Here is a 19,680-nt window from a genome sequence, read left to right as displayed (position 1 = left end):
GAGAAAGCAATGAGGATTATAAAAAGAAAGCAACCGAAGATTACCAAGGAAGTTCTTGCGGTTCCGCGTACAGATAGACGTACTCTTTCCTATGTACCCGATCCGGAGCAGATCCGTTTGAACGCGGACCGAAGAGGCAACCGAGCACAGCAGCCTGGGGATGATGTGTCCTCTGAATATTTAAATAAGCTGCGTATGCTCAGCTTGCGTTATGAAGCGGAATTCGAAGTATGGATCGTTCCCAAGGGGAAAAAGAAAAAAGCAGGAATTAAGGGACAGGCTGCCGATATTTCGGCCACCGGCCTGCTGCTCAGGCTGCCGGACGACGCTTCTGACCTTGAAGTGGGTGACACAGTGAAGGTCCGATTCCGTATCCCGCCGGGCTCCATGCCCGAGGGTTTCGAATCGGCCGTAAGGATGGATGCAAGCGTCGTTCGTCGGGCCACGAATTCGGCAGAATCCGGTGAAGAGCATATGCTGGCCTTAGAATTTGAGAAGCCGTTGACGGAATATTTTCAGCGCAAACGGTGGGGCTATTCCGTGTATTCTGCCAGCGCCTTGATGTTCATGGCGGTGCTCTTCATCATACTGATGCGGGCCGAGAGCATTATTTATTTCAAATACAACATGGTGCTGTATTTGTACAGCTTAATCGCAGCTCTGTTTCTGCTGACACGCTACCTGTTCGGGGCGTTATATCGCGATGTGCCGATCAATCCGGATTATACACCGGGGGTTTCGATTATCATCCCCTGCTTCAATGAAGCGGATTGGATCAAACGTACGATTCTCAGCTGTATTAATCAGGACTATCCGGTAGATAAGCTGGAGGTCATTGTCGTTGATGACCGATCGACAGACCAATCGGTACAGCAGATCAAGGATATGATTGAAGTGATTCACTCCGAGGCGGAGCGTTACGCTACCCGCGAACGCTTGTCCTATACGGTGCTGCCGGAGAATGCGGGCAAGCGGGTCGCGCTTGTCAAAGGTGTGGAGATGGCGAAGCATGATTTGGTGGTCTTCGTGGATTCCGACAGCTTTCTGGACCCGATGGCGATTCGCCACCTCGTTCAGCCTTTTCAGGACCCTAAGATGGGCGGCGTTGCCGGCCGAACGGACGTCGAGAATAAATATACCAATAACATGACGAAGCTGCAGACGGTCCGTTATTATATTGCATTCCGGATCATGAAAGCGGCAGAGTCTTGGTTTGACAGCGTGACCTGCCTGTCGGGCCCGTTATCCTGCTATCGGAAAGAGCTCATCATGCAGCATGCGGACGCCTGGCTGAACCAGAAGTTTTTGGGCAGACCCGCCACCTTCGGGGATGACCGAAGCATGACAAACTTTATTTTGAAAACACATCGTACCGGTTACCAGGATTCCGCCATATGCTCGACAATTGTCCCTTCACAGATGAAGGTGTTCCTGAAGCAGCAGATGCGCTGGAAGCGCTCCTGGCTGCGCGAGTCGCTCCGGGCCGGAAGTTTTATTTGGCGCAAAGAGCCGTTTATGGCATTGTTTTTCTACATAGGCCTGATCGTGCCGATTGCCGCGCCTGTCGTGGTTGCCTATAATTTGATGTACGTGCCGATCGTTCATGGCATTTTCCCAGGGACTTTCCTGATGGGCTTGCTGCTGATGGCGCTGCTGATGAGTCTTGCCCACCTGCTGTTTCGCAAGAGCAGGCTCTGGGTGTTCGGCTTCGTGTTCTGTCTGTTCTATGAATTTGTCCTGTTATGGCAGATGCCGGTGGCCTGGTTTACCTTCTGGAAGTCGACATGGGGGACCCGGGAAACGCCGCAAGATATTGAAGCGAGAGAGAAAAAGGAAGCTCGCAAGCGCAAAGGCAAAAAATTCGGATTACCGTTCTGATCGTGTCAAAGCGGTTGAAGTGAGGATGACAAATGGGTAAAAAACGAAATGCAGCCCTCAATGTTCAGCGAAAAAATCGCCGCAAAATCATCAAAGTTACGGCACAGGTTGTTGTATTGGCCGTAGTTGTCGTCCTGCTGGCGAATGCAATTTTCGATTTTCGCACCTATAAGGAGCCGGACAAATCAGCTTGGCGTCAGGATCAGGGCTTTATTGCGCTATCCTATTTTGGAGTCGGTCGCACCGGGACATCCAAGCTCGTATCCAAGAGCCAGCTGGACGCCCAACTGAGGGCTTTATATGAACAGGGCTACACTACGATTTCGCAGCAAGATATTATGGATTATTATCGTAATGGCAAGAAGCTGCCGGATAAAGCGCTGTACCTGTCCTTTGAAGACGGACGGAATGACTCCGCACTGTTTGCGCAGCCGCTGCTAGAGAAATACAATTATAAGGCCACTTTCCTGTCCTATGCTAACAAAATGGGCAACAGTGAACGGAAATTTCTGCAGCCGAAGGATATGCTGAAGATGACCCGCACCGGTTATTGGGAGCTTGGGACCAACGGCAACCGGCTGACTTATATTAATATTTTTGATCATGAAGGCCGTTATATCGGCGTTAAGGACGAAAGTGAACTGACCAGCAAATCCAACGTGGAGTATTACAACCACTATTTGATGGATTTCATTCGCGACGAGAATATGATTCCGCTCGAGAACCGCGCGGAAATGGAAGAACGGATCCAAGCCGACTATGAGGCGATGAATAAAGTCTACACGGAATCGCTTGGTTACGTTCCAGGCACGTATATGATCATGCACGCCAATGCCCTTGGTGGTGGCATGAATCAGCTTGTAGCCGATGCCAACACCAAGCAGATTACGCAGTTGTTCGGGATGAATTTCAACCGGGAAGGAATGGCCTTCAATGCGAAGGATAGCGATCTTTATAATCTGACTCGGGTCCAGCCTGCTCCTTACTGGTCCACCAATCACCTGTTGATGAAGCTGCACAAAGACCAAGGACAACCTATGCAGTTTGTGCGAGGGGACAAGCAGCAGGCTGACAAGTGGGAGCTGCTTGGCGGAGCGGCTGAATTTGCGGATAACCGTTTCGTAGTCACATCGCCCCCGTCCCAGGCAGGGACCGTTTATTTGAAGGGCAGCGAGGAGACCGACGTAATCGTCTCGGCTAAAGCGCTTGGTAACGTGGTAGGACGGCAGTCCATTTATGTTCGTTACGACCGGACGAAGGGCTCTTACTTAAGGCTCCTTCTGGAGAACAATCATGTGGTGGTAGAACAGAAGAGGGCGGGTCAAGCGCCCGAGGAGTTGTTCACTTACTCCTTGCCGGAGGTCGAGTGGGGGGAAGAGGATCTGCAATTCGACAAGGCATCGGTATATACCAAGGAGCAGACGCAGTCCGGAGATCGGGATGATGAGAATGAGTATCCGGTCAACATACTTGGCAACCGTGGGTTGGAGATATCAGTGAAAGGCCATTCCGTGTCCGTGAGTGTCGATCAACAGTTGATTCTGGATCAGCAGTCTGTGGATGTTTCGATTGGTGCAGGGGGCGTGGCGTTTGAATCGCAATATCATGAGCAGAATGAGAAAGATGATATTTATGACGCTGTTTTTGAAGATGTCACCATTAAATCCGAGCCTGCGAGCGGTGATATGAAGCTGCTGTTTACGAACAAGCCGTCCGGACTGACCGGTGTCCTGACAGGCGTGCAGAGAAGTTTGAGCCGGGCGGTTGACTGGGCTGTGGAGACTTTTTAAACTCGGATAGCGTAGGACGTGAACAAGAATGAAGAATCGCAGGAGGAAATGGGCAGGAGCTCTGGTACTGATGGCTTTGTGTGCTGCTGTCTCTTTCTGGTGGCTGCGCACCGAAGAGCAGGAGAAAGCGCTGCAGGTTCAGTTACCGCAAACGGGAGTGAAGCTGTCTGCCTGGATTACGGATTGGCAGTGGAGGACGGGCATTACGGATCTGAAGCAGCTTGGTAGTGAGCTTGAAGAAATTCATTTTTTTGCAGCTTACTTCAATCATAAAGATGAACTCCATTTTACTTCGGATTTTCGGGAGGGGCTGCCTGAGTTTCTGGAGATTTCCCGGAAAGGGAAACAGCTTCGCCGGGTACTGACCATCGTAAACGATCGCTTTGATACCGATGGGACGGCGGACCAGAAGGATCCGGAGCTCATCTCCCGGATCGTGGCTACTCCGGAAAGCCGCAGCCTGCATATCGGGCATATTCTGGCTGTGGTATCCCAGCATGGCTTTAGCGGTGTGGAACTGGATTACGAGAAGGTACGCAAGGAAGATTGGGCGAATCTTTCCACTCTGTACAAGGAGCTGTATGAACGTTTACAAGCGGAGGGTTTCTCTCTTCGAATCGTGCTGGAGCCGGGGATATCCCAGTCATCCTTTGAGCTGTTGCCGGCAGGTCCGGATTATGTCCTGATGGCATATAACTTGTACGGAGGGCATAGCGGACCGGGGCCAAAGGCGGATCACGCCATGATAAGGAAGCTGGCAGATAAACTGCAGGGGATTCCGGGAGACCATGCCATCGCATTGTCGGTTGGCGGGTTTGACTGGGCTAATAACGGCAAGGTTGTCTCTTTAACGGAAAAGCGTGCGGTGGAACTGGCGCATTCCATCTCGGACAATCCGAAGCGGGATCCGTCAAGCGGTGCCCTGTATTTTGAATATACGGACGACCAAGGTTTCGACCATACCGTATGGTATGCGGATGGAATGACCATTGCCGGCTGGATGGATACGGCGAAAGACGCGGGTATATCGAAGATTGCGATCTGGCGGCTCGGGGATATGGAAGAGGATACGTTGCAACAGTTGAAAGCTTATCATCAGCAATCCCAACATAAGTGAATGTATACGAAAAGAAAGGACATCCCATGGCTTCAAGAACCGCTCGGGGTGTCCTTTTGCGTAAAATGACTCATGTTGTAGTCAAACAGTCTTTCTGTGTGAGTATACGGACCGAAAGGAGGCTAAGATGGCCGACCAGCCATCCAAGCATGCCCCGAACAACGCATCGTGTGCACAAGGAGCAGTGCGCACGATGTACAAATTAATGGATGAGCTTCGAGGCTTTCGCTTTGCGGACGAGACCGCCGCTGGCCCGGTTGATCGGCTTCTTGAGTGCAATCCCGATCATCAGCGCAATTGCCGCGAAGATCAGCATGAACAGGACATCTCGGACGACAATATCCCATAGAATGCCACCAACGGCTTCCCTCATCATGCTGATGGCGTAGGTGAATGGCAGATACGGATGCAATGCTTGGAAGAACGGCGGTGTCATCTGGATCGGAAACGTTCCGCCTGCGCCTGCAAGCTGCAGCACGAGCAGCACGATGGCCATCGCTTTTCCGACATTACCGAATACGGACACCAGCGTATATACAATCAGCATGAAGATGGTGCTAATCAGCAGCGCAAACAAGATGAACCAGCCCGGATTCACCACATAGGTTCCCAGCAGATAGATATCACCCAGGGTAACGAATAGCGCTTGGAACAGGGCAATGGTCAAAAAGGTTAAATAGCGTCCGAAGTAAACCTCGATGCTGCGGAAGCTTCTCTCTTCATCATGAACCTCAACGGAGAGCAGGGAAACAAGCAGCAGGGCACCTACCCACAAGGATAACGTCGTGAAGAAGGGAGACATGGCGGACCCGTAGTTCGGGATAGGGTAGAGTCGATTCTCTTCCAGCGTAACAGGCTCGGCAAAAAACTGGCTTTCGAGCTCGAAATTATTTTGAAGCAAATCGATAACCTCTTGGATATCCCCTGCAGCTTCCATCTCACGCAGCCGATTCGCCAGCTGTGTAATTCGAAGCTCGGCCTCCGGCAGACGGCTTTGGGCCAGCTGTACTTCTTCGCCGCCTACCTTGAGCCCTTTCTGGGCATCTTTGAGCAAATGCTGAATGTCGGGGACGCTGGCAAGCGCCTGGGTCAGCTCCTGCTGAACACGCTTGGCCGTGCCTGCGCCCTTGGTGAAGGATTTGCTTATCGCTGGACCGATCTCCGTATCGTATCGGCTTAACACCGTGTTGGTTAGTCCCGTAATGTCATCGTTTAGCTTCTTCAGCTTATCGATGGCATCTGCAGGTGTTTCTTCTCCCCGTTCCACGGCTTGCGCTATGGTTTGGAGCACGGTTTGGGCTGAGGTCCATCGTGCGGCAATATCCTCAAGCTTAGCCGCCCCGGAAGCTGCCGCCGGGGAGATCGAGCCCAGTCGCTTGAACAATTGACCCAGCCGGGTCGCGGCTTGCGCTGCTATCTTGGCGCGTTCCTGCGCAGCGTTCAGGCGGCTGGCAAGCTCCTTCGGGTCGATGTCGGCTTGTCCTAGAGCGTCCAGCACTTGCGAGAGTGCTCCGGTGGTTGCAGCCAGTACCTCCAAGTCCTGACGCAGAGCAGGCTCCAGCGATTTCGAGGCACCAGCGGCCTCATTCGCGAACTCCGCCAGCGCACCGGCCATAGCCTTGCCGTCCGTGGCGATTTCTTCAAGGCGAGGCAGAGCGGTGCCAGCTTGCTGAACCAATCGGTTGGCCAGCTTAATATCCTTTGCGGCTGTGCCCACCGCTTCATTGAGCTCCGGGAAGCTTTTTTCAAGCCGGAACAGAAGATTTCGTACTTTATTGATGGCCGGGAGCTGGTTCTCGATCTCAATACCGAGTGTGTTGAAAATCTCGAAGATGGTGCCGTTGGCGGTTTTGATGAAGTTTTTGCTGATTTCCTCTACAACACCGGATGCGCCCTTGGCCGTCACTTTGGGAGAAATGGCGTTGATTTTCTCGTTTGTATAATAGAGGATCTGAGCTTTGACAGGCTCATTGCTCAGCACGGTGCCGATCCGGGCAGAGAAGTTCTCCGGAATAATGATGGCGGCATAATCATCACCGTGCCGTACACCCTGAATGGCGTTCTCACTATCCTCCGTAAACCGCCACCCCAGCTTCTCATTTTGATGGAGGGACTCCACGATTTCTTTACCCAGGTTAATGGGCTGGTCGTGAAGAATGGTGCCTTTATCCAGGTTAGCAACGGCAATAGATATACCGGAGGTCTGGCCGTAGGGATCCCATGAGGCCTCAATGTTAAACCAGGCATACAGAGAAGGAAGAATAGCAAGCCCAGTAATGATGACGCCTGCAGCCCAATTACGGATGATTCTATGGATATCGGCAGAATATATGTGAAAGATATTCTTCATGCGCGCTCCTATCTTGTACGTAGTTGGTGCTAGTATGCCGCAAAATCCGTGCCAAGATACGAAACGAGCCGATCCTTTATCTCTTCCTTCAGGGAGTGCCATTCGCAGAGAAGACTGCATTCATATCCGCGACACAAATACTGAACCTGCAGCCCTTCCGCGGCTGTACGGCTCTGGCTATGAATCCGAATTCCGCGCCGTCTCATCTGCTGCTGCTTGATCCAGGCATGATCCGAATCTTCTTTTTTAATTAGCTGCAGATTTAAGATATAGAGGTCAGCCATTTTGAGTGTAAGGGTCTTGAGAATTTGAATATCCCGCTCGAGAACAGACTGAATTAAGTGATGCAGCAGATAATCTCGGATCAGGGCTTCGTCTTCTAGTGAAGGCGGAGGAGGCGTGGAAGGCTTCATCATAAGAGACACATCCTAAGACATGAAATACATAAGAACGTATGTTCTATCATACACATGGTATGCCAACAATATACGGCGTGCAACCATTAAATATTGGCAATTGTTTATTGATCCCAGTGGATTCATGGTGGCATATCGTTTACACTCCTCATAACTGCATTCATCAGGAGGCGATTCATTAATGATTCTTCATAAAGGCGAAATATTGTTCAGGCAAGGGGATAGCGGGAACCATCTATATCACATCCGGAGCGGATTGTTCAAGGTGACCCGTCTCCATCCGAACGGCAATATGGTGCTTTTCAATATTTTATATCCTGGTGAAACGGTGCCGCATCATTCGTTGATCAGCCCGAAGGAGACACATGGAACGGCGATCGCTCTGATCCAGAGCGAAGTGGAGCTCATATCGGCTGAAGCTTGGTACCGCCAGCTCGAGGAGGATCCGCAGAAACCGCTCGAGGTCGCCAGATTGCTGCAGGAAAAGGTGCGGTTCATGCAGATGAGGCTGGATCACTTGACGGTAGGAGGGCCTGCGGAGCGGCTTGAACTGCTGATCCAGTGGCTGGATGAGTATTCACAGGGAATACACTTGACCGAGTATCTTACTCAGGAAGAGATCGGACAGCTGATCGGCGTGAGAAGAGAAACGGTAAACCGGCTGCTGCGGGAACAGGGCAAGCACATCTAGCCCGAATTGCGAACGATATAAACGGGGCAGGATACATAGGAACTTCTTCGCTGAATAATCATTGACAGCAAGCTTGTTCAACCCAAAAGGGTGCCTGTCTTTATGCAAGATAGGCACCCTTTGATTAGGCTTGACTCCGTATGGTTAATTAATCTTCCAATGTACCTGCCGGGCCAAAGAATTCATAATGAATCCGGTCGGAAGGTACCTCCATGGATTTCAGTTGACTGTTAACGGCACGCATGAACGGAACCGGACCGCAGAAGTAGAAGTCGGCTTTCGCATCGACGGTTTTGCGAAGGAGATCAAGATCAATATAGCCTGCTTGGTGGCACTGATCCTCGGATTCCGGCTGTTCATAAATGACGTAAGAGGTTAGCTGCGGATGCTTGGAGGCGAGTGCATCGATATGAGACTTCATCGCATGCTGACTACCGCACTTGGCCGCATGAATAAAGGTTACTTTCCGGCCGGGTTGATTCAGCAGCACGGTTTCCAGCATAGCCACCATCGGGGTCAAACCGACACCGCCGCTGATCAAGGCAAGCGGAAGGTCACTGTTCGTATCCAGGGTAAATGTACCGGCCGGAGCCGTGACCTCGAGAACGGTCCCAACCTCAGCCTGACGGTGCAGCCAAGTGGAGACGATGCCGGCAGGTTTTCCTTCTAACTCATCCTCACGCTTGACCGTTATTCTGTAGTAAGGCTGACCCGGTGCGGACGAGAGACTGTAATGACGATTATGATAATAGGTTTCACCTTCAGGTTTTACCCGGAGCGTAATGTATTGACCGGGTTCATAAGCGGAAATCTCACCGCCATCTTGTGGGACCAGATAAAAGGAAGTGATGACAGAGCTTTCTTCCACTTTCCGGTCAATAACGAAATTACGGTATCCGCTCCAACCGCCGGTCTCGTTCGCGGCTTGTTGGTACATATCTGCTTCAATGCCGATGAAGACATCGGCAATGGCGCCGTAAGCTTCGCCCCAGGCCTCGATAATTTCGGGTGTTGCGGCATCTCCCAGCACTTCTTTCATGGCGGCGAGCAGTGTTTCGCCGACGATTGGATAATGCTCGGGCAAAATGTTTAATGCCCGGTGCTTGTGTCCGATCTGCTTAACAACCGGCACGATCGCTTCAAGACGGTCGATATGGGCTGCGGCGGCGTACACGGCATTGGCAAGGGCAAAGGGCTGTTTTCCTTCTCGTTGATTCGCATGGTTGAATATGTTAAGAAGCTCCGGATGATGATGGAATAATTTTTGGTAAAATGCAGTCGTGATTGCCGTTCCATGAGTTTCAAGAACAGGAACGGTCGATTTAACGACTTCAATCGTATGCTGGCTTAACATGTGGACTCCCCCTGATTCATAAGTCGAATTCGTGTTCGATTTAAGTATAGACAAGGGAAGAAAGGCTCCTTGTGATTTTGGTCACATCGGATTTAGCGAATATGTGAACAGAACAGCGATATTTTTATGGAGGAGAGTTCTGAAAGCGGGTTTTTTTACATATTTCATATATATATTCCAGTTCATTCTAGCCAGCTGTTTAGCTTGTATGCCAACTGTGTTATAATAATATTAGCAGTCTAATTAAAACGAGAAAGGATCAGGATACCATGTGTCCCCGAAGGACGAATCCCCAAAGGACGATTTGGAAACGTTATGATCTCTCATACACATAGCTTCCTTCGTAGAGCGAAGTCGGACGTCTGAAGACAAGGACGGTCTCTCACGAAAGGATGGGAACTATGGTTCGAAGGATGAACTCCTCCAGGTTGCCTCTATGTAGAGATTGGCCTATGTCTGACCAATCTACTACGACAAGAGGGATCCTGTATGAGGAAAAGACAAAACACCATTATCACGATGTCGGCGATGTTGTTCGGAACGTTTTTAATGGCTTTTACGTATTATCACATTAATTTTCACAATCATTTAACTGAAGGCGGCTTTGTCGGCCTTGCACTGCTTGGCAAATATGCGCTTGATATTCCGCCTGCATTAAGTATGGTCCTCATGGACATACCGGTTCTGCTGATTGCCTTGTTTATCAAAGGTCGGAAGTTCATTATCAATACCGTTGTTGCGGCGAGCATGTTCACGTTGTTCTACGCATTGATCGAGCGGTATTCCACGCTCGTGATCGATCTGAATCATAACTTGCTGGCAGCCGCGCTGCTGTCCGGTTTATTGACGGGCTTTGGCGCTGGTATCGTGCTCCGCTATGGCGGGGCGACAGGCGGTGACGACGTGATCTCCGTGCTGTTCAGCGAGTGGAGCGGGCTTAAGGTAGGGACGGTGTTTTTCCTAATGGATGCCGTAGTTCTGCTATTATCGCTATTCTACATGCCATTGGTTGAAACCTTATATACTATATTAGCCGTATCGATTGCCGGACAAGTGATCACCATCACAGTGACGTACGGTACCGAGAAAACGGAAAAGAAACCGATTCGGAAGGCGGTCCGTGCCCCAAGCACTCCGGTTACTCCGAAGACAGCGCAGCCAACTGTTAGCGGCCGTTCATAATACGGTCCAACTAAGAGAAGCTCACCCGCATGCAGGGTGAGCTTCTTTCGTATATTTATGATGTTGTTGGGTTACTCCTCGTCTTTGGGATGATTCTCATCCCATTCCTGTGCCTTGGCGGTGGCGATAGCGATGGCACGTCCTTCGTCGTAGTCTTCCTCCAGCAGGGCATTGGCAATTTCCACGGCTTTATTCCTCACCCGCGGCTCTAGATTTTTCATGGATGGCGGATAATCATGTTTGTTCCAAGGCATATTGCGATCCCTCCAGTTCAACTGTTATTCGTATGTAGTGTATATTACCCCGTGTAACCAAATTGAATAAGCGTGTTCAATGGCACAAAAAAAGTGCATTGCCCCCTGAAGGACAATGCACTTGGGATACTTCGATTTATTCAAACAGCTGCAAATACTCGCCATAACCTTCCTTTTGCATCTCTTCCTTCGGTACAAACCGCAGTGCCGCGGAATTGATGCAGTAACGAAGTCCGTTCGGTCCAGGACCGTCGTCAAATAAATGACCGAGGTGCGAGTCTCCTTTTTTGCTCCTTACCTCGGTACGGACCATCATATGGGTGAGATCCATTTTTTCCTTGATGTTGTATTCGCGAATCGGACGGGTGAAGCTCGGCCATCCGCAGCCGGCATCATATTTGTCCGTAGAGCTGAAGAGCGGCTCGCCGGATACGATGTCCACGTAAATGCCTTCTCCGTGATGGTCCCAGAACTCATTGTGGAACGGAGGTTCGGTTGCGTTATTCTGGGTTACTTCATATTGGATCGGTGTCAGGCGCTGTTTAAGCTCGGCGGGGTCTACCGAATCCGACCAATGCTGCTCAATGAAATCCTCGCGTCCCGAGCCTTTGCGATAGCGTTTGTAATGGCTCGGATTTTTCTTGTGATAATCCTGATGGTATTCTTCAGCTTCATAGAAAGTGCTGGCTGGTATGATGGGCGTTACGATCGGCCCGTCGAATCGTCCGCTGGCTGCTACCTCTTCTTTGGATTGTTCGGCAAGCTTGCGCTGCTCCTCCGTATGGTAAAAAATAGCGGTCCGGTAAGATGTCCCCCGATCATGGAATTGTCCGCCCTCATCCGTAGGATCGATTTGCTGCCAGAAGAGCTCAAGCAGCTTTTCATAAGGGAACACTTCCGGGTTATATGTGATTTGAACGGCCTCGTAATGACCCGTTGTATCAGAGCATACCTCTTCATAGGTCGGATTTTCCTTATGGCCGCCCGTATAGCCGGAAACGACCTTCAGAATGCCCGGCAGCTCATCAAAAGGAGAGACCATACACCAGAAGCAGCCTCCCGCAAAGGTAGCCAATTCACTTGGGGTTGAACGATTATTCATCTATTATCCCTCCATCGTTATAACATTTTAAATGTAAGTCTTACTCTATATTATAATCATTTTGGTCAGGGAAACCAAAACAATGCTCCATTTAATTCTGTCTCCCTTTATACCACCGGATAGCGGCCAGACATAATGCGGTAACTAGCATGAGTCCGCCCGCGATACTCGCAAAGAGGAGCGGATGATCGGCAAACCCGCTGCCTAGCCAAGCATACAGGAGAATCGCAGGGATTTTACCGATGGCTGAAGCGGTTGTGTACGTCCAGAATGGTATGGATGCGACACCGGCATAAATATTGACGGCCATTTGCGGTATGATGGGCAGTAGGCGCGCGAGCAGGATCGACTGAAAGGGGCGCCGTTCGACCACGACTGTAAACCTATTGACAGCCGCATATTTACTGAGCAGTCGCCTGCCGGGCTCCTGGTACAAGGACCGTACAGCCACATACAGGATGACGGCCGCTATCGTGGTTCCGAACCACGAAATGGCAGCAGCCCAGACGGTTCCATATGCATAGCCAAGAATAGCGATGATGACTTTGTAGGGTGCAATGGGAAATAAGGCAAGCAGGGTTGCCAGTAGGATCATCAGGTAGAGTGGGGGATTTCCTCCTAACCAGTCCATGATTTCCTGTCGGTATGCAAAAGCCAGCGTCAGTGCTGTTGTATAAATTGCGGGTATGATCCATCTCTTCATGAAGAATCCTCACTTTGCGAAATTCAACCAGAATAGCACCATGATAGCAAAAAAACAGGAATACTGCCCACATTTGAGACAGCTAAGCATCGTATCAGGGTGGAAAAAATTGAATATACAAGCGATTTTTCATATGTTATAATATGTCCAACCGAATAGTTCCCAAAGGGGAGTAGCTTCATAAGAAAACCTTCTATCGTGGCCTTTTCAAGGATGAGCGACCGCGATTCAAAGGTAGGTTTTCTTGCGATATAGAATTTTATGGGGCTCACTGATAACTTATAAATTCTATATCGTAAGTAAAGTCGTCATTACGGGATTAACCATCCCCGGCTTTATTGGCAACGATTATGTTGTTTAGCGAGACCTTTGCCTGATTTATTTATGAATGAGGTGGAGGTCTATTTTTGCGCCCAAAAAACGCTGTAGACCTTATTAACTAAGGCAACAGCGTTTTTTTTGGATGGAGGACATCGGTAGGTAAATCTAAAGAGAATGAAGAAAGGATGGGAGAAACATGGATTTGATGTCGATGGAATTTTGGACGGCGCTGCTATCAATTGTCCTCATTGACCTTGTGTTGGCAGGCGATAACGCGATTGTTATCGGGCTTGCCGCTCGTAATGTCCAGAAAGCGGACCAGAAGAAGGTCATCCTGTGGGGTACCGTCGGAGCGATTATCATTCGTATCGTGGCCACCCTCCTCGTTGTACAGCTCTTAATGATCCCTGGCTTACGCTTGATAGGTGGGTTTGCTCTGTTGTGGATTGCCTACAAGCTGATAGTGGATGAGAAGCAGCATGAAATTTCCGCTGGCAACCAGATGTGGGCGGCAATCCGTACGATTATTATTGCGGATGCGATGATGGGACTGGATAACGTGCTTGCTGTAGCTGGCGCTGCTGGGGAAAGCTTCATGCTGGTTATTATCGGACTTGCGATTTCGGTTCCAATTATGGTGTGGGGCAGTACCATTATCCTGAAGTTGACGGATCGCTTTCCAATTATCATTACGATCGGCGCTGCGGTGTTAGCCTGGACCGCATCAAAGATGATTGTGGAAGAGCCGATGATTCACAGCTGGTTTGCCAATGGCGTTCTGAAGTATGGTTTTGAAATTCTCGTTATCGCCATAATCATCAGTCTTGGAACTTGGATGAAGAAGAAGAATGACCAAAAAGCGAAGAGCAACCCGATACAGGTCAAGATGGTTGACTAGTTTAGACTTTGTCTGAGCTCAAAGTAAACGGTATAATGTCTTCATGAACGAAGAGAGCGCCGAAGCCCTTTTCGCATGAGGAGGGGTAATACATGGAATTCACGGAAAAATCCGTAGAAGAACGGATTGCGGAGTCGTACCGTCAGGACGAGGATATGATGATCCTCGTGTTTGCCCAGTGGTGTGTGAATCACGGACTGGACCCAGCGGAACTGTACCGTAAGGCATATCCGAATCAGCCGGATAATGAGCGGCTGGCGCGGGTGCTGGAATTAACGGTGCCCAAGGAAGAAGCTGGTGAAATACCGGATCAGACCCTACTTGGTGTCCTGTCGTTATTTGGTAATGAAGACTTGGCTATCGTTGTAGCCGAGGCAGCGGCCACGCTAGGCCCTGATAAGAAGTAAATGTGGAATCATGGCATATCTTACATGTGATTCAAGAGAGAAGCGGGTCGACCAAGGAAAAACCTTGGTCGACCCGCTTTTTATCCCACAGATAGGACGGCTCAATTTGACGTTCGACTGGCCATGCGGAATTGTTTAGGCGAAACGCCGAATCGGGAGCGAAAAACGCGGTGAAAATAAGTATAGTTGGCAAAGCCGGAAGTTTCGGCGACATCCTCCAGCGAGAGAGGGCTGAACACAATTCGTTCCTTGGCCATGCTCAGGCGAACGTCCATGGTGTATTGCATGATGGTAGTGCCAAACGCTTCTTTGAACAGATGAACTGCCCGGGAGACACTGATGCCGACATGGGCAGCGACATCCTCCAGCTTGAACATCGAGGAGGCATTCTCTTCAATGTAATTTTTCATGCGGTAAGCTAAATACGTCTTGGGCGTGGTCGATGGCTGCTCCGATAACAGGCGATCCACTTCGAGGCACAGAATCCGTACCGTGTAATCCGAAATCTCCGGATAAGGATCCGATACACGACGCTGCTCCAGCAGAATTTGCCGAAACAGACTCAGGTAACGCTCTTCCAGTGGAACCCGAATTTTGGTTGGGCGTTTCTTGGAATTCCACCACGCGTCAGCCCATGCCCCCTTAAAGAAAATATGGTAATCTCCGCTTTCGATGGTTAATTCACCTAAAGCGTTATATTCGTCATCTATTCGTAGTTCATAGGGTTGTCCTGGCGTGAAGATTAACAGATCCCCTGCCTCAACGAGTGACAGCTTGTCATCAATTTTGGCACGGCATTTGCCGTCGGTCTGCCATCGCATCAAGTAGGTATCGAAACCGTCAGCCAGGGACATCTTGAAAGGTTTACGATGAAATGAGAAATCCGCTGCTACGACTTGGTTGGAAAGATTTGAATCCATTGCTAAAGTCCCCTTTGAAGAATAAGAAAATAATGACCAGATTGTTCATGTTTTAATCATATTCTTCATTTTAAACGAAAGCATAAAAGAATACCATGGTACTAGTCCGAGCACATCTAAACACTCAAGGAGTGACAGCGATGAAAAAAATGAAAGCAGGTATAATTGGCTGCGGAACCATCAGCGGCGTATACTTCACGAACTTAAAGAACAGCCCTTGGGTTGAAGTCGTGGCATGTGCTGACCTTATTCCGGACAACGCAAAGAAAAAGGCCGAAGAGTTCAACATCCCGAACGTGTATACCGTCCAGGAGATGCTTGCACAGACTGACATTGAGTTTATTATTAATCTGACCATTCCGGCCAGCCACGCCAATGTGGATATCGCTTCCCTGGAAGCAGGAAAGCATGTGTACAGTGAAAAGCCGCTGGCGATTACCCTTGAGGAAGCTCGCCGTGTGCTAAATATGGCGGATCAAAAAGGACTTCGCGTAGGCTGCGCACCCGATACGTTTTTGGGCTCCGGCGTACAGACGGCTAAAGCCGCTATCGAATCCGGGCTGATCGGCAGACCTGTTGCCGCAACGGCGTTTATGATGGGTTCAGGACCGGAAGCTTGGCATCCTAATCCTGAATTTTTTTACGCGTCGGGTGGAGGTCCAATGATGGATATGGGTCCTTATTATGTATCGGCCCTGGTAGAGCTGCTTGGTCCTGCAAGCCGGATCAGCGCATCCACAGGCATCCAGATTCCAGACCGCGCCATCGGCTCTGGCCCGCGCCAAGGACAACCGATCACGGTTCAGACTCCAACGCATTTGGCAGGGACGCTGGATTTTGAGAACGGTGCCATTGCAACCATGATTACCAGTTTTGATATCTTTGGCGGATCGAATCTGCCTTGGATCGAAATCTATGGCACGCAGGGAAGCCTGAGTCTCGGGGATCCGAACTTCTTTAACAGCGAAGTGAAGCTCCGGAAGCACGGCTCCGATGAATGGGAGCTGCTTGACCCTGCATTTGAATGCGGGAAGAACGAACGGGGGCTCGGTATCAACGATATGATCCAATCGATTCATGAGCAGAAGGACCATCGCGTCAGTGCCCGTCTGGCATACCACGTGCTGGAGATTATGCAGTCGTTCCAGCAGTCTTCGCTGGAGGGCAGACATATCGTTCTGCAAAGCACATACCGCTACGGCAAACTTCCGGCGCCGCAGCAGATAAACAAGGTGGAGTAGCGAACTGGCAGCCCGGTTCATATTCTTGTACACTGGTTATGAACGACATGCAAACCAGCTTCTGACGGATCTGACAGGATGATGAGTCCTTGGCTAGGATCCGCATGAAAGCGTTGCACTAATATTTGGAGAGTTTTCAAAATGATCAAATGCCTATGGGGAGGAAATGGACATGTCGAAAACATTGAAGATTGGAATTATCGGTTGCGGGGGAATCGCCAATGGCAAGCATATGCCGAGCTTGAAGAAGCAGGCGCAGGCCGAATTGGTAGCTTTTTGCGACATCGCCCTAGAACGCGCGCAGAAGGCGGCTGCCGAATACGGGGTTGAAGGCGCAAAAGTATACACGGATTTCAGAGAACTGCTGCAAGACGGCAGCATCGATGTCATTCATGTGTGTACGCCGAACGATTCGCACTCCGAGATTACGGTTGCATCTTTGGAAGCAGGCAAGCATGTCATGTGCGAGAAACCAATGGCGAAAACCGTTTCCGAAGCCAAAGCCATGCTGGACGCCGCAAAGCGTACAGGAAAAAAACTTACCATCGGTTACAATAACCGTTTCCGGGATGATAGCATGTATCTGAAAGAGGTCTGCGAGGAAGGCGAGCTGGGCGAGATCTACTACGGTAAAGCACTAGCTGTTCGCCGCCGTGCCGTTCCTACCTGGGGCGTATTCCTTGACGAAGAGAAGCAAGGCGGAGGTCCGTTGATCGATATCGGCACCCATGCACTGGATTTAACCTTGTGGTTGATGGACAACTACAAGCCGAAGAGCGTGCTTGGATCCACGTTCCATAAACTGGGTCAACGCGAGAATGCGGCGAATGCGTTCGGTCCTTGGGATCCGAAGGAGTTCAAGGTAGAGGATTCGGCATTCGGGTTCATCACGATGGAGAACGGCGCAACGATTATTCTGGAATCCAGCTGGGCTCTTAACGTCGTTGAGACGGGCGAAGCCAAAGCCGTCCTTGCGGGTACGGAAGGCGGAGCTGACATGAAGGACGGTTTGCGTATTAATGGCGAGAAAATGAGCAGATTGTATGAAACCAAAGTGGATTTGAATGCTGGCGGCGTCGCGTTCTATTCCGGTTCCAAGGAAAATGATGCGGACCGTGAAGCCAGAATGTGGCTGGAAGCCATTATTGAGGACAAGGATCCTGTGGTTAAACCGGAGCAAGCGTTTGTTGTAACGCAAATTCTGGAAGCGATCTATGAATCGGCGAAGACAGGAAAAGCGGTTTATTTCGATAACTAAATATTACATCATTACTAATACTCATTACTAATACTAAGGTAAACCAGGAGGTATACAATGAAATTAGGCGTATTTATGGTATTGCTGAGCGGACGTAAATTGGAGGATGCTTTGGACTATGTGGCATCCAAGGGGCTTAAAGCAGTTGAGATCGGAACAGGCGGTTATCCGGGTAACGCGCATTGCAACCCGGTCGAGCTGCTGGAGAATGAAACCGCGCTGAAGAACTTCAAAAATGCGGTGGAATCCCGTGGGTTGATTATTAGCGCACTGAGCTGCCACGGCAATCCGCTTCATCCGCAAAAAGCAATCGCGAAAGAGTTTCATGACACATACGTAAAAACGGTAGAACTTGCCGAGAAGCTTGAAGTACCTGTTGTTAACACATTCTCCGGCTGCCCAGGCGACCATGAGGATGCCAAATACCCGAACTGGCCCGTTGCGCCTTGGCCTAACGACTACCAAGAGATTCTGACTTGGCAATGGGATAACAAGGTCATTCCTTACTGGACCGAATGGGGTAAATTTGCCGCAGACCGCAATGTGAAGATTGGCTTGGAATTGCACGGCGGCTTCTCCGTCCATACGCCAGGCACGCTGCTCCGCTTGCGTGAAGCTGCAGGCGAAGTGATTGGGGCCAACCTGGATCCGAGTCATATGTGGTGGCAAGGGATTGATCCTGTTCAAGCGATTCAAATTTTGGGCCGCGAAGGGGCAATCCACCACTTCCACGCGAAGGATACAAGCATTGACCCGATCAACGTCAACAAGCACGGTCTGACCGATATGCAGTCTTATGCCAACATGCTGGATCGCGCATGGCAGTTCCGCAGCGTAGGCTATGGACATGATGTGAAGGAATGGGCGGATATGATGAGTGCCCTTCGTCTGGTTGGATATGATTATGTCGTAAGTATTGAACATGAAGATGGATTGATGTCCATCGAAGAAGGCTTCTCCAAAGCAGTGCAAAACCTTCAGCAAGTGCTGATCGAAGAGCCGCTTGGGGACATGTGGTGGGTCTAACAGCGTAGAGTAAGCCGAATAAGCAATTAGGGGGAACAGCAACATGCTTAACGTAACCATTTGGAATGAATTCGTGCACGAGAAAATCCATGACGAGGTTCGCAGCGTTTACCCGACAGGGATTCATACAGCATTGGCGGAGGGTCTGCAAAATCCGGATTTTGTCATCAGAACGGCAACGCTCGACCAGCCGGAGCATGGATTGACAGACGATGTACTGGATTCAACCGATGTGCTGTTGTGGTGGGGGCATATGGCTCATGACCAGGTTAGTGATGAAATCGTAAACAAGGTCGTTAAACGCGTGCAGGATGGGATGGGGCTGATCGTTCTTCATTCCGGACATTTTTCCAAGCCGTTCAAAGCGTTAATGGGTACGAGTTGTGATTTGAAATGGCGCGAAGCAGGGGAACAGGAAATTATTTGGAGCGTGAATCCAACGCATCCGATCGCGGCGGGAATTACAGGTCCGATCATCATCGAGCACGAGGAAATGTACGGGGAATTCTTTGATATTCCAGCCCCAGATGAGCTGGTATTTGTCAGCAATTTCGAAGGCGGCGAAGTATTCCGGAGCGGTTGCACGTTCAAGCGCGGTCATGGGAACATTTTCTACTTCCGTCCGGGGCATGAGACCTATCCAACCTACTACAACCCCGAAGTGCTGAAAGTGATCACCAATGCGATTAACTGGGCTTATTCCACGGCAGGCAAGCAAACCTTCGGCAACAGTCAGCCGGTTCGTGCGCTTCCCGTTTTAGTCTAAGCTATG

General features: G+C 50.1%; 18 protein-coding genes. 11 read left to right on the top strand and 7 right to left on the bottom strand.

Annotated features, from left to right (window positions below):
- Positions 1 to 9: 9 nt before the first annotated feature.
- Genes AB4124_RS10440 through AB4124_RS10430 form a run of 3 tightly spaced genes read left to right on the top strand, consistent with a single transcriptional unit; the run spans position 10 to position 4,785 of the window.
- Entirely contained in the window at positions 10 to 1,878 is a 1,869-nt protein-coding gene (locus tag AB4124_RS10440; protein ID WP_441972741.1) for a glycosyltransferase, read from the top strand.
- A 32-nt stretch (positions 1,879 to 1,910) separates the two neighbouring features.
- Entirely contained in the window at positions 1,911 to 3,668 is a 1,758-nt protein-coding gene (locus AB4124_RS10435) for a polysaccharide deacetylase family protein (RefSeq protein ID WP_441972739.1), read from the top strand.
- A gap of 28 nt (positions 3,669 to 3,696) precedes the next feature.
- The gene (locus AB4124_RS10430) at positions 3,697 to 4,785 is read left to right on the top strand and encodes a glycosyl hydrolase family 18 protein (protein ID WP_441972737.1); all 1,089 of its coding nucleotides are present in this window, start codon (positions 3,697 to 3,699) and stop codon (positions 4,783 to 4,785) included.
- A 202-nt stretch (positions 4,786 to 4,987) separates the two neighbouring features.
- Here AB4124_RS10430 and AB4124_RS10425 read toward each other — a convergent pair whose 3' ends face one another.
- Positions 4,988 to 7,135 carry a YhgE/Pip family protein gene (locus AB4124_RS10425; RefSeq protein WP_441972735.1) on the bottom strand — a complete coding sequence of 716 codons (2,148 nt, stop codon included), beginning with the start codon at positions 7,133 to 7,135 and terminating at the stop codon, positions 4,988 to 4,990.
- 29 nt (positions 7,136 to 7,164) lie between these two features.
- On the bottom strand, positions 7,165 to 7,551 hold the full coding sequence (locus AB4124_RS10420) for a hypothetical protein (RefSeq protein ID WP_441972733.1): 387 nt from the start codon (positions 7,549 to 7,551) through the stop codon (positions 7,165 to 7,167).
- Between the two features lie 181 nt (positions 7,552 to 7,732).
- Between AB4124_RS10420 and AB4124_RS10415 the strand changes: the two genes are divergently transcribed.
- A complete protein-coding gene (locus AB4124_RS10415) occupies positions 7,733 to 8,242 on the top strand; it encodes a Crp/Fnr family transcriptional regulator (RefSeq protein WP_441972731.1) in 510 nt (169 codons plus the stop codon).
- A 148-nt stretch (positions 8,243 to 8,390) separates the two neighbouring features.
- Here the strand turns inward: AB4124_RS10415 and hmpA are convergent, their stop codons facing one another.
- Entirely contained in the window at positions 8,391 to 9,596 is a 1,206-nt protein-coding gene (hmpA, locus tag AB4124_RS10410; RefSeq protein ID WP_441972729.1) for an NO-inducible flavohemoprotein, read from the bottom strand.
- Positions 9,597 to 10,085: 489 nt separating this feature from the next.
- On the opposite strand from hmpA, the gene AB4124_RS10405 reads away from it, so the two are divergent.
- A complete protein-coding gene (locus AB4124_RS10405; protein WP_076320829.1) occupies positions 10,086 to 10,778 on the top strand; it encodes a YitT family protein in 693 nt (230 codons plus the stop codon).
- A gap of 71 nt (positions 10,779 to 10,849) precedes the next feature.
- Here the strand turns inward: AB4124_RS10405 and AB4124_RS10400 are convergent, their stop codons facing one another.
- From AB4124_RS10400 to AB4124_RS10390, 3 genes are all read right to left on the bottom strand, one after another.
- Entirely contained in the window at positions 10,850 to 11,032 is a 183-nt protein-coding gene (locus AB4124_RS10400) for a hypothetical protein (RefSeq protein WP_076320830.1), read from the bottom strand.
- Between the two features lie 136 nt (positions 11,033 to 11,168).
- On the bottom strand, positions 11,169 to 12,134 hold the full coding sequence (msrA, locus tag AB4124_RS10395; RefSeq protein ID WP_441972726.1) for a peptide-methionine (S)-S-oxide reductase MsrA: 966 nt from the start codon (positions 12,132 to 12,134) through the stop codon (positions 11,169 to 11,171).
- Positions 12,135 to 12,225: 91 nt separating this feature from the next.
- Positions 12,226 to 12,837: a TVP38/TMEM64 family protein gene (locus AB4124_RS10390; RefSeq protein ID WP_441972724.1), complete on the bottom strand. Its 612-nt coding sequence runs from the start codon at positions 12,835 to 12,837 to the stop codon at positions 12,226 to 12,228.
- 517 nt (positions 12,838 to 13,354) lie between these two features.
- Here AB4124_RS10390 and AB4124_RS10385 point away from each other — a divergent pair.
- Together AB4124_RS10385 and AB4124_RS10380 are read left to right on the top strand one after the other, a co-directional pair.
- The gene (locus AB4124_RS10385; protein ID WP_076320833.1) at positions 13,355 to 14,056 is read left to right on the top strand and encodes a TerC family protein; all 702 of its coding nucleotides are present in this window, start codon (positions 13,355 to 13,357) and stop codon (positions 14,054 to 14,056) included.
- Between the two features lie 92 nt (positions 14,057 to 14,148).
- Complete coding sequence (locus AB4124_RS10380) at positions 14,149 to 14,463, top strand: hypothetical protein (protein WP_076320834.1); 315 nt, start codon at positions 14,149 to 14,151, stop codon at positions 14,461 to 14,463.
- Between the two features lie 101 nt (positions 14,464 to 14,564).
- On the opposite strand, the gene AB4124_RS10375 is transcribed toward AB4124_RS10380, so the two are convergent.
- The gene (locus AB4124_RS10375; RefSeq protein WP_076320835.1) at positions 14,565 to 15,383 is read right to left on the bottom strand and encodes an AraC family transcriptional regulator; all 819 of its coding nucleotides are present in this window, start codon (positions 15,381 to 15,383) and stop codon (positions 14,565 to 14,567) included.
- A gap of 140 nt (positions 15,384 to 15,523) precedes the next feature.
- Here AB4124_RS10375 and AB4124_RS10370 point away from each other — a divergent pair, with 140 nt between their 5' ends.
- From AB4124_RS10370 to AB4124_RS10355, 4 genes are all read left to right on the top strand, one after another.
- Entirely contained in the window at positions 15,524 to 16,624 is a 1,101-nt protein-coding gene (locus AB4124_RS10370) for a Gfo/Idh/MocA family protein (protein ID WP_339272082.1), read from the top strand.
- 172 nt (positions 16,625 to 16,796) lie between these two features.
- Complete coding sequence (locus AB4124_RS10365; RefSeq protein WP_339292931.1) at positions 16,797 to 17,882, top strand: Gfo/Idh/MocA family protein; 1,086 nt, start codon at positions 16,797 to 16,799, stop codon at positions 17,880 to 17,882.
- A 57-nt stretch (positions 17,883 to 17,939) separates the two neighbouring features.
- Positions 17,940 to 18,908: a sugar phosphate isomerase/epimerase family protein gene (locus AB4124_RS10360; protein WP_076320838.1), complete on the top strand. Its 969-nt coding sequence runs from the start codon at positions 17,940 to 17,942 to the stop codon at positions 18,906 to 18,908.
- 43 nt (positions 18,909 to 18,951) lie between these two features.
- Positions 18,952 to 19,674 (top strand): ThuA domain-containing protein, encoded by a 723-nt coding sequence (locus tag AB4124_RS10355; RefSeq protein ID WP_339272084.1) that lies wholly within the window; start codon positions 18,952 to 18,954, stop codon positions 19,672 to 19,674.
- Positions 19,675 to 19,680: the final 6 nt, after the last annotated feature.

It is taken from the genome of Paenibacillus sp. 2KB_20, assembly GCF_052115765.1.
In the GTDB taxonomy this organism is placed as follows: Bacteria; Bacillota; Bacilli; order Paenibacillales; family Paenibacillaceae; genus Paenibacillus_AQ.
The sequence above is the reverse complement of the archived record's forward strand: the minus strand, read 5'-3'. Positions and strand labels throughout refer to the sequence as shown.

What these genes read in the sequence shown, in the direction of transcription:
- msrA (WP_441972726.1), bottom strand. Translation starts at nt 12,134, where the DNA reads ATGAATAATCGTTCAACCCCAAGTGAATTGGCTACCTTTGCGGGAGGC.
- AB4124_RS10360 (WP_076320838.1), top strand. Translation starts at nt 17,940, where the DNA reads ATGAAATTAGGCGTATTTATGGTATTGCTGAGCGGACGTAAATTGGAG.
- AB4124_RS10435 (WP_441972739.1), top strand. Translation starts at nt 1,911, where the DNA reads ATGGGTAAAAAACGAAATGCAGCCCTCAATGTTCAGCGAAAAAATCGC.
- AB4124_RS10425 (WP_441972735.1), bottom strand. Translation starts at nt 7,135, where the DNA reads ATGAAGAATATCTTTCACATATATTCTGCCGATATCCATAGAATCATC.
- AB4124_RS10380 (WP_076320834.1), top strand. Translation starts at nt 14,149, where the DNA reads ATGGAATTCACGGAAAAATCCGTAGAAGAACGGATTGCGGAGTCGTAC.
- AB4124_RS10365 (WP_339292931.1), top strand. Translation starts at nt 16,797, where the DNA reads ATGTCGAAAACATTGAAGATTGGAATTATCGGTTGCGGGGGAATCGCC.
- AB4124_RS10375 (WP_076320835.1), bottom strand. Translation starts at nt 15,383, where the DNA reads ATGGATTCAAATCTTTCCAACCAAGTCGTAGCAGCGGATTTCTCATTT.
- AB4124_RS10400 (WP_076320830.1), bottom strand. Translation starts at nt 11,032, where the DNA reads ATGCCTTGGAACAAACATGATTATCCGCCATCCATGAAAAATCTAGAG.
- AB4124_RS10385 (WP_076320833.1), top strand. Translation starts at nt 13,355, where the DNA reads ATGGATTTGATGTCGATGGAATTTTGGACGGCGCTGCTATCAATTGTC.
- AB4124_RS10440 (WP_441972741.1), top strand. Translation starts at nt 10, where the DNA reads ATGAGGATTATAAAAAGAAAGCAACCGAAGATTACCAAGGAAGTTCTT.
- hmpA (WP_441972729.1), bottom strand. Translation starts at nt 9,596, where the DNA reads ATGTTAAGCCAGCATACGATTGAAGTCGTTAAATCGACCGTTCCTGTT.
- AB4124_RS10405 (WP_076320829.1), top strand. Translation starts at nt 10,086, where the DNA reads ATGAGGAAAAGACAAAACACCATTATCACGATGTCGGCGATGTTGTTC.
- AB4124_RS10355 (WP_339272084.1), top strand. Translation starts at nt 18,952, where the DNA reads ATGCTTAACGTAACCATTTGGAATGAATTCGTGCACGAGAAAATCCAT.
- AB4124_RS10415 (WP_441972731.1), top strand. Translation starts at nt 7,733, where the DNA reads ATGATTCTTCATAAAGGCGAAATATTGTTCAGGCAAGGGGATAGCGGG.
- AB4124_RS10420 (WP_441972733.1), bottom strand. Translation starts at nt 7,551, where the DNA reads ATGATGAAGCCTTCCACGCCTCCTCCGCCTTCACTAGAAGACGAAGCC.
- AB4124_RS10430 (WP_441972737.1), top strand. Translation starts at nt 3,697, where the DNA reads ATGAAGAATCGCAGGAGGAAATGGGCAGGAGCTCTGGTACTGATGGCT.
- AB4124_RS10370 (WP_339272082.1), top strand. Translation starts at nt 15,524, where the DNA reads ATGAAAAAAATGAAAGCAGGTATAATTGGCTGCGGAACCATCAGCGGC.
- AB4124_RS10390 (WP_441972724.1), bottom strand. Translation starts at nt 12,837, where the DNA reads ATGAAGAGATGGATCATACCCGCAATTTATACAACAGCACTGACGCTG.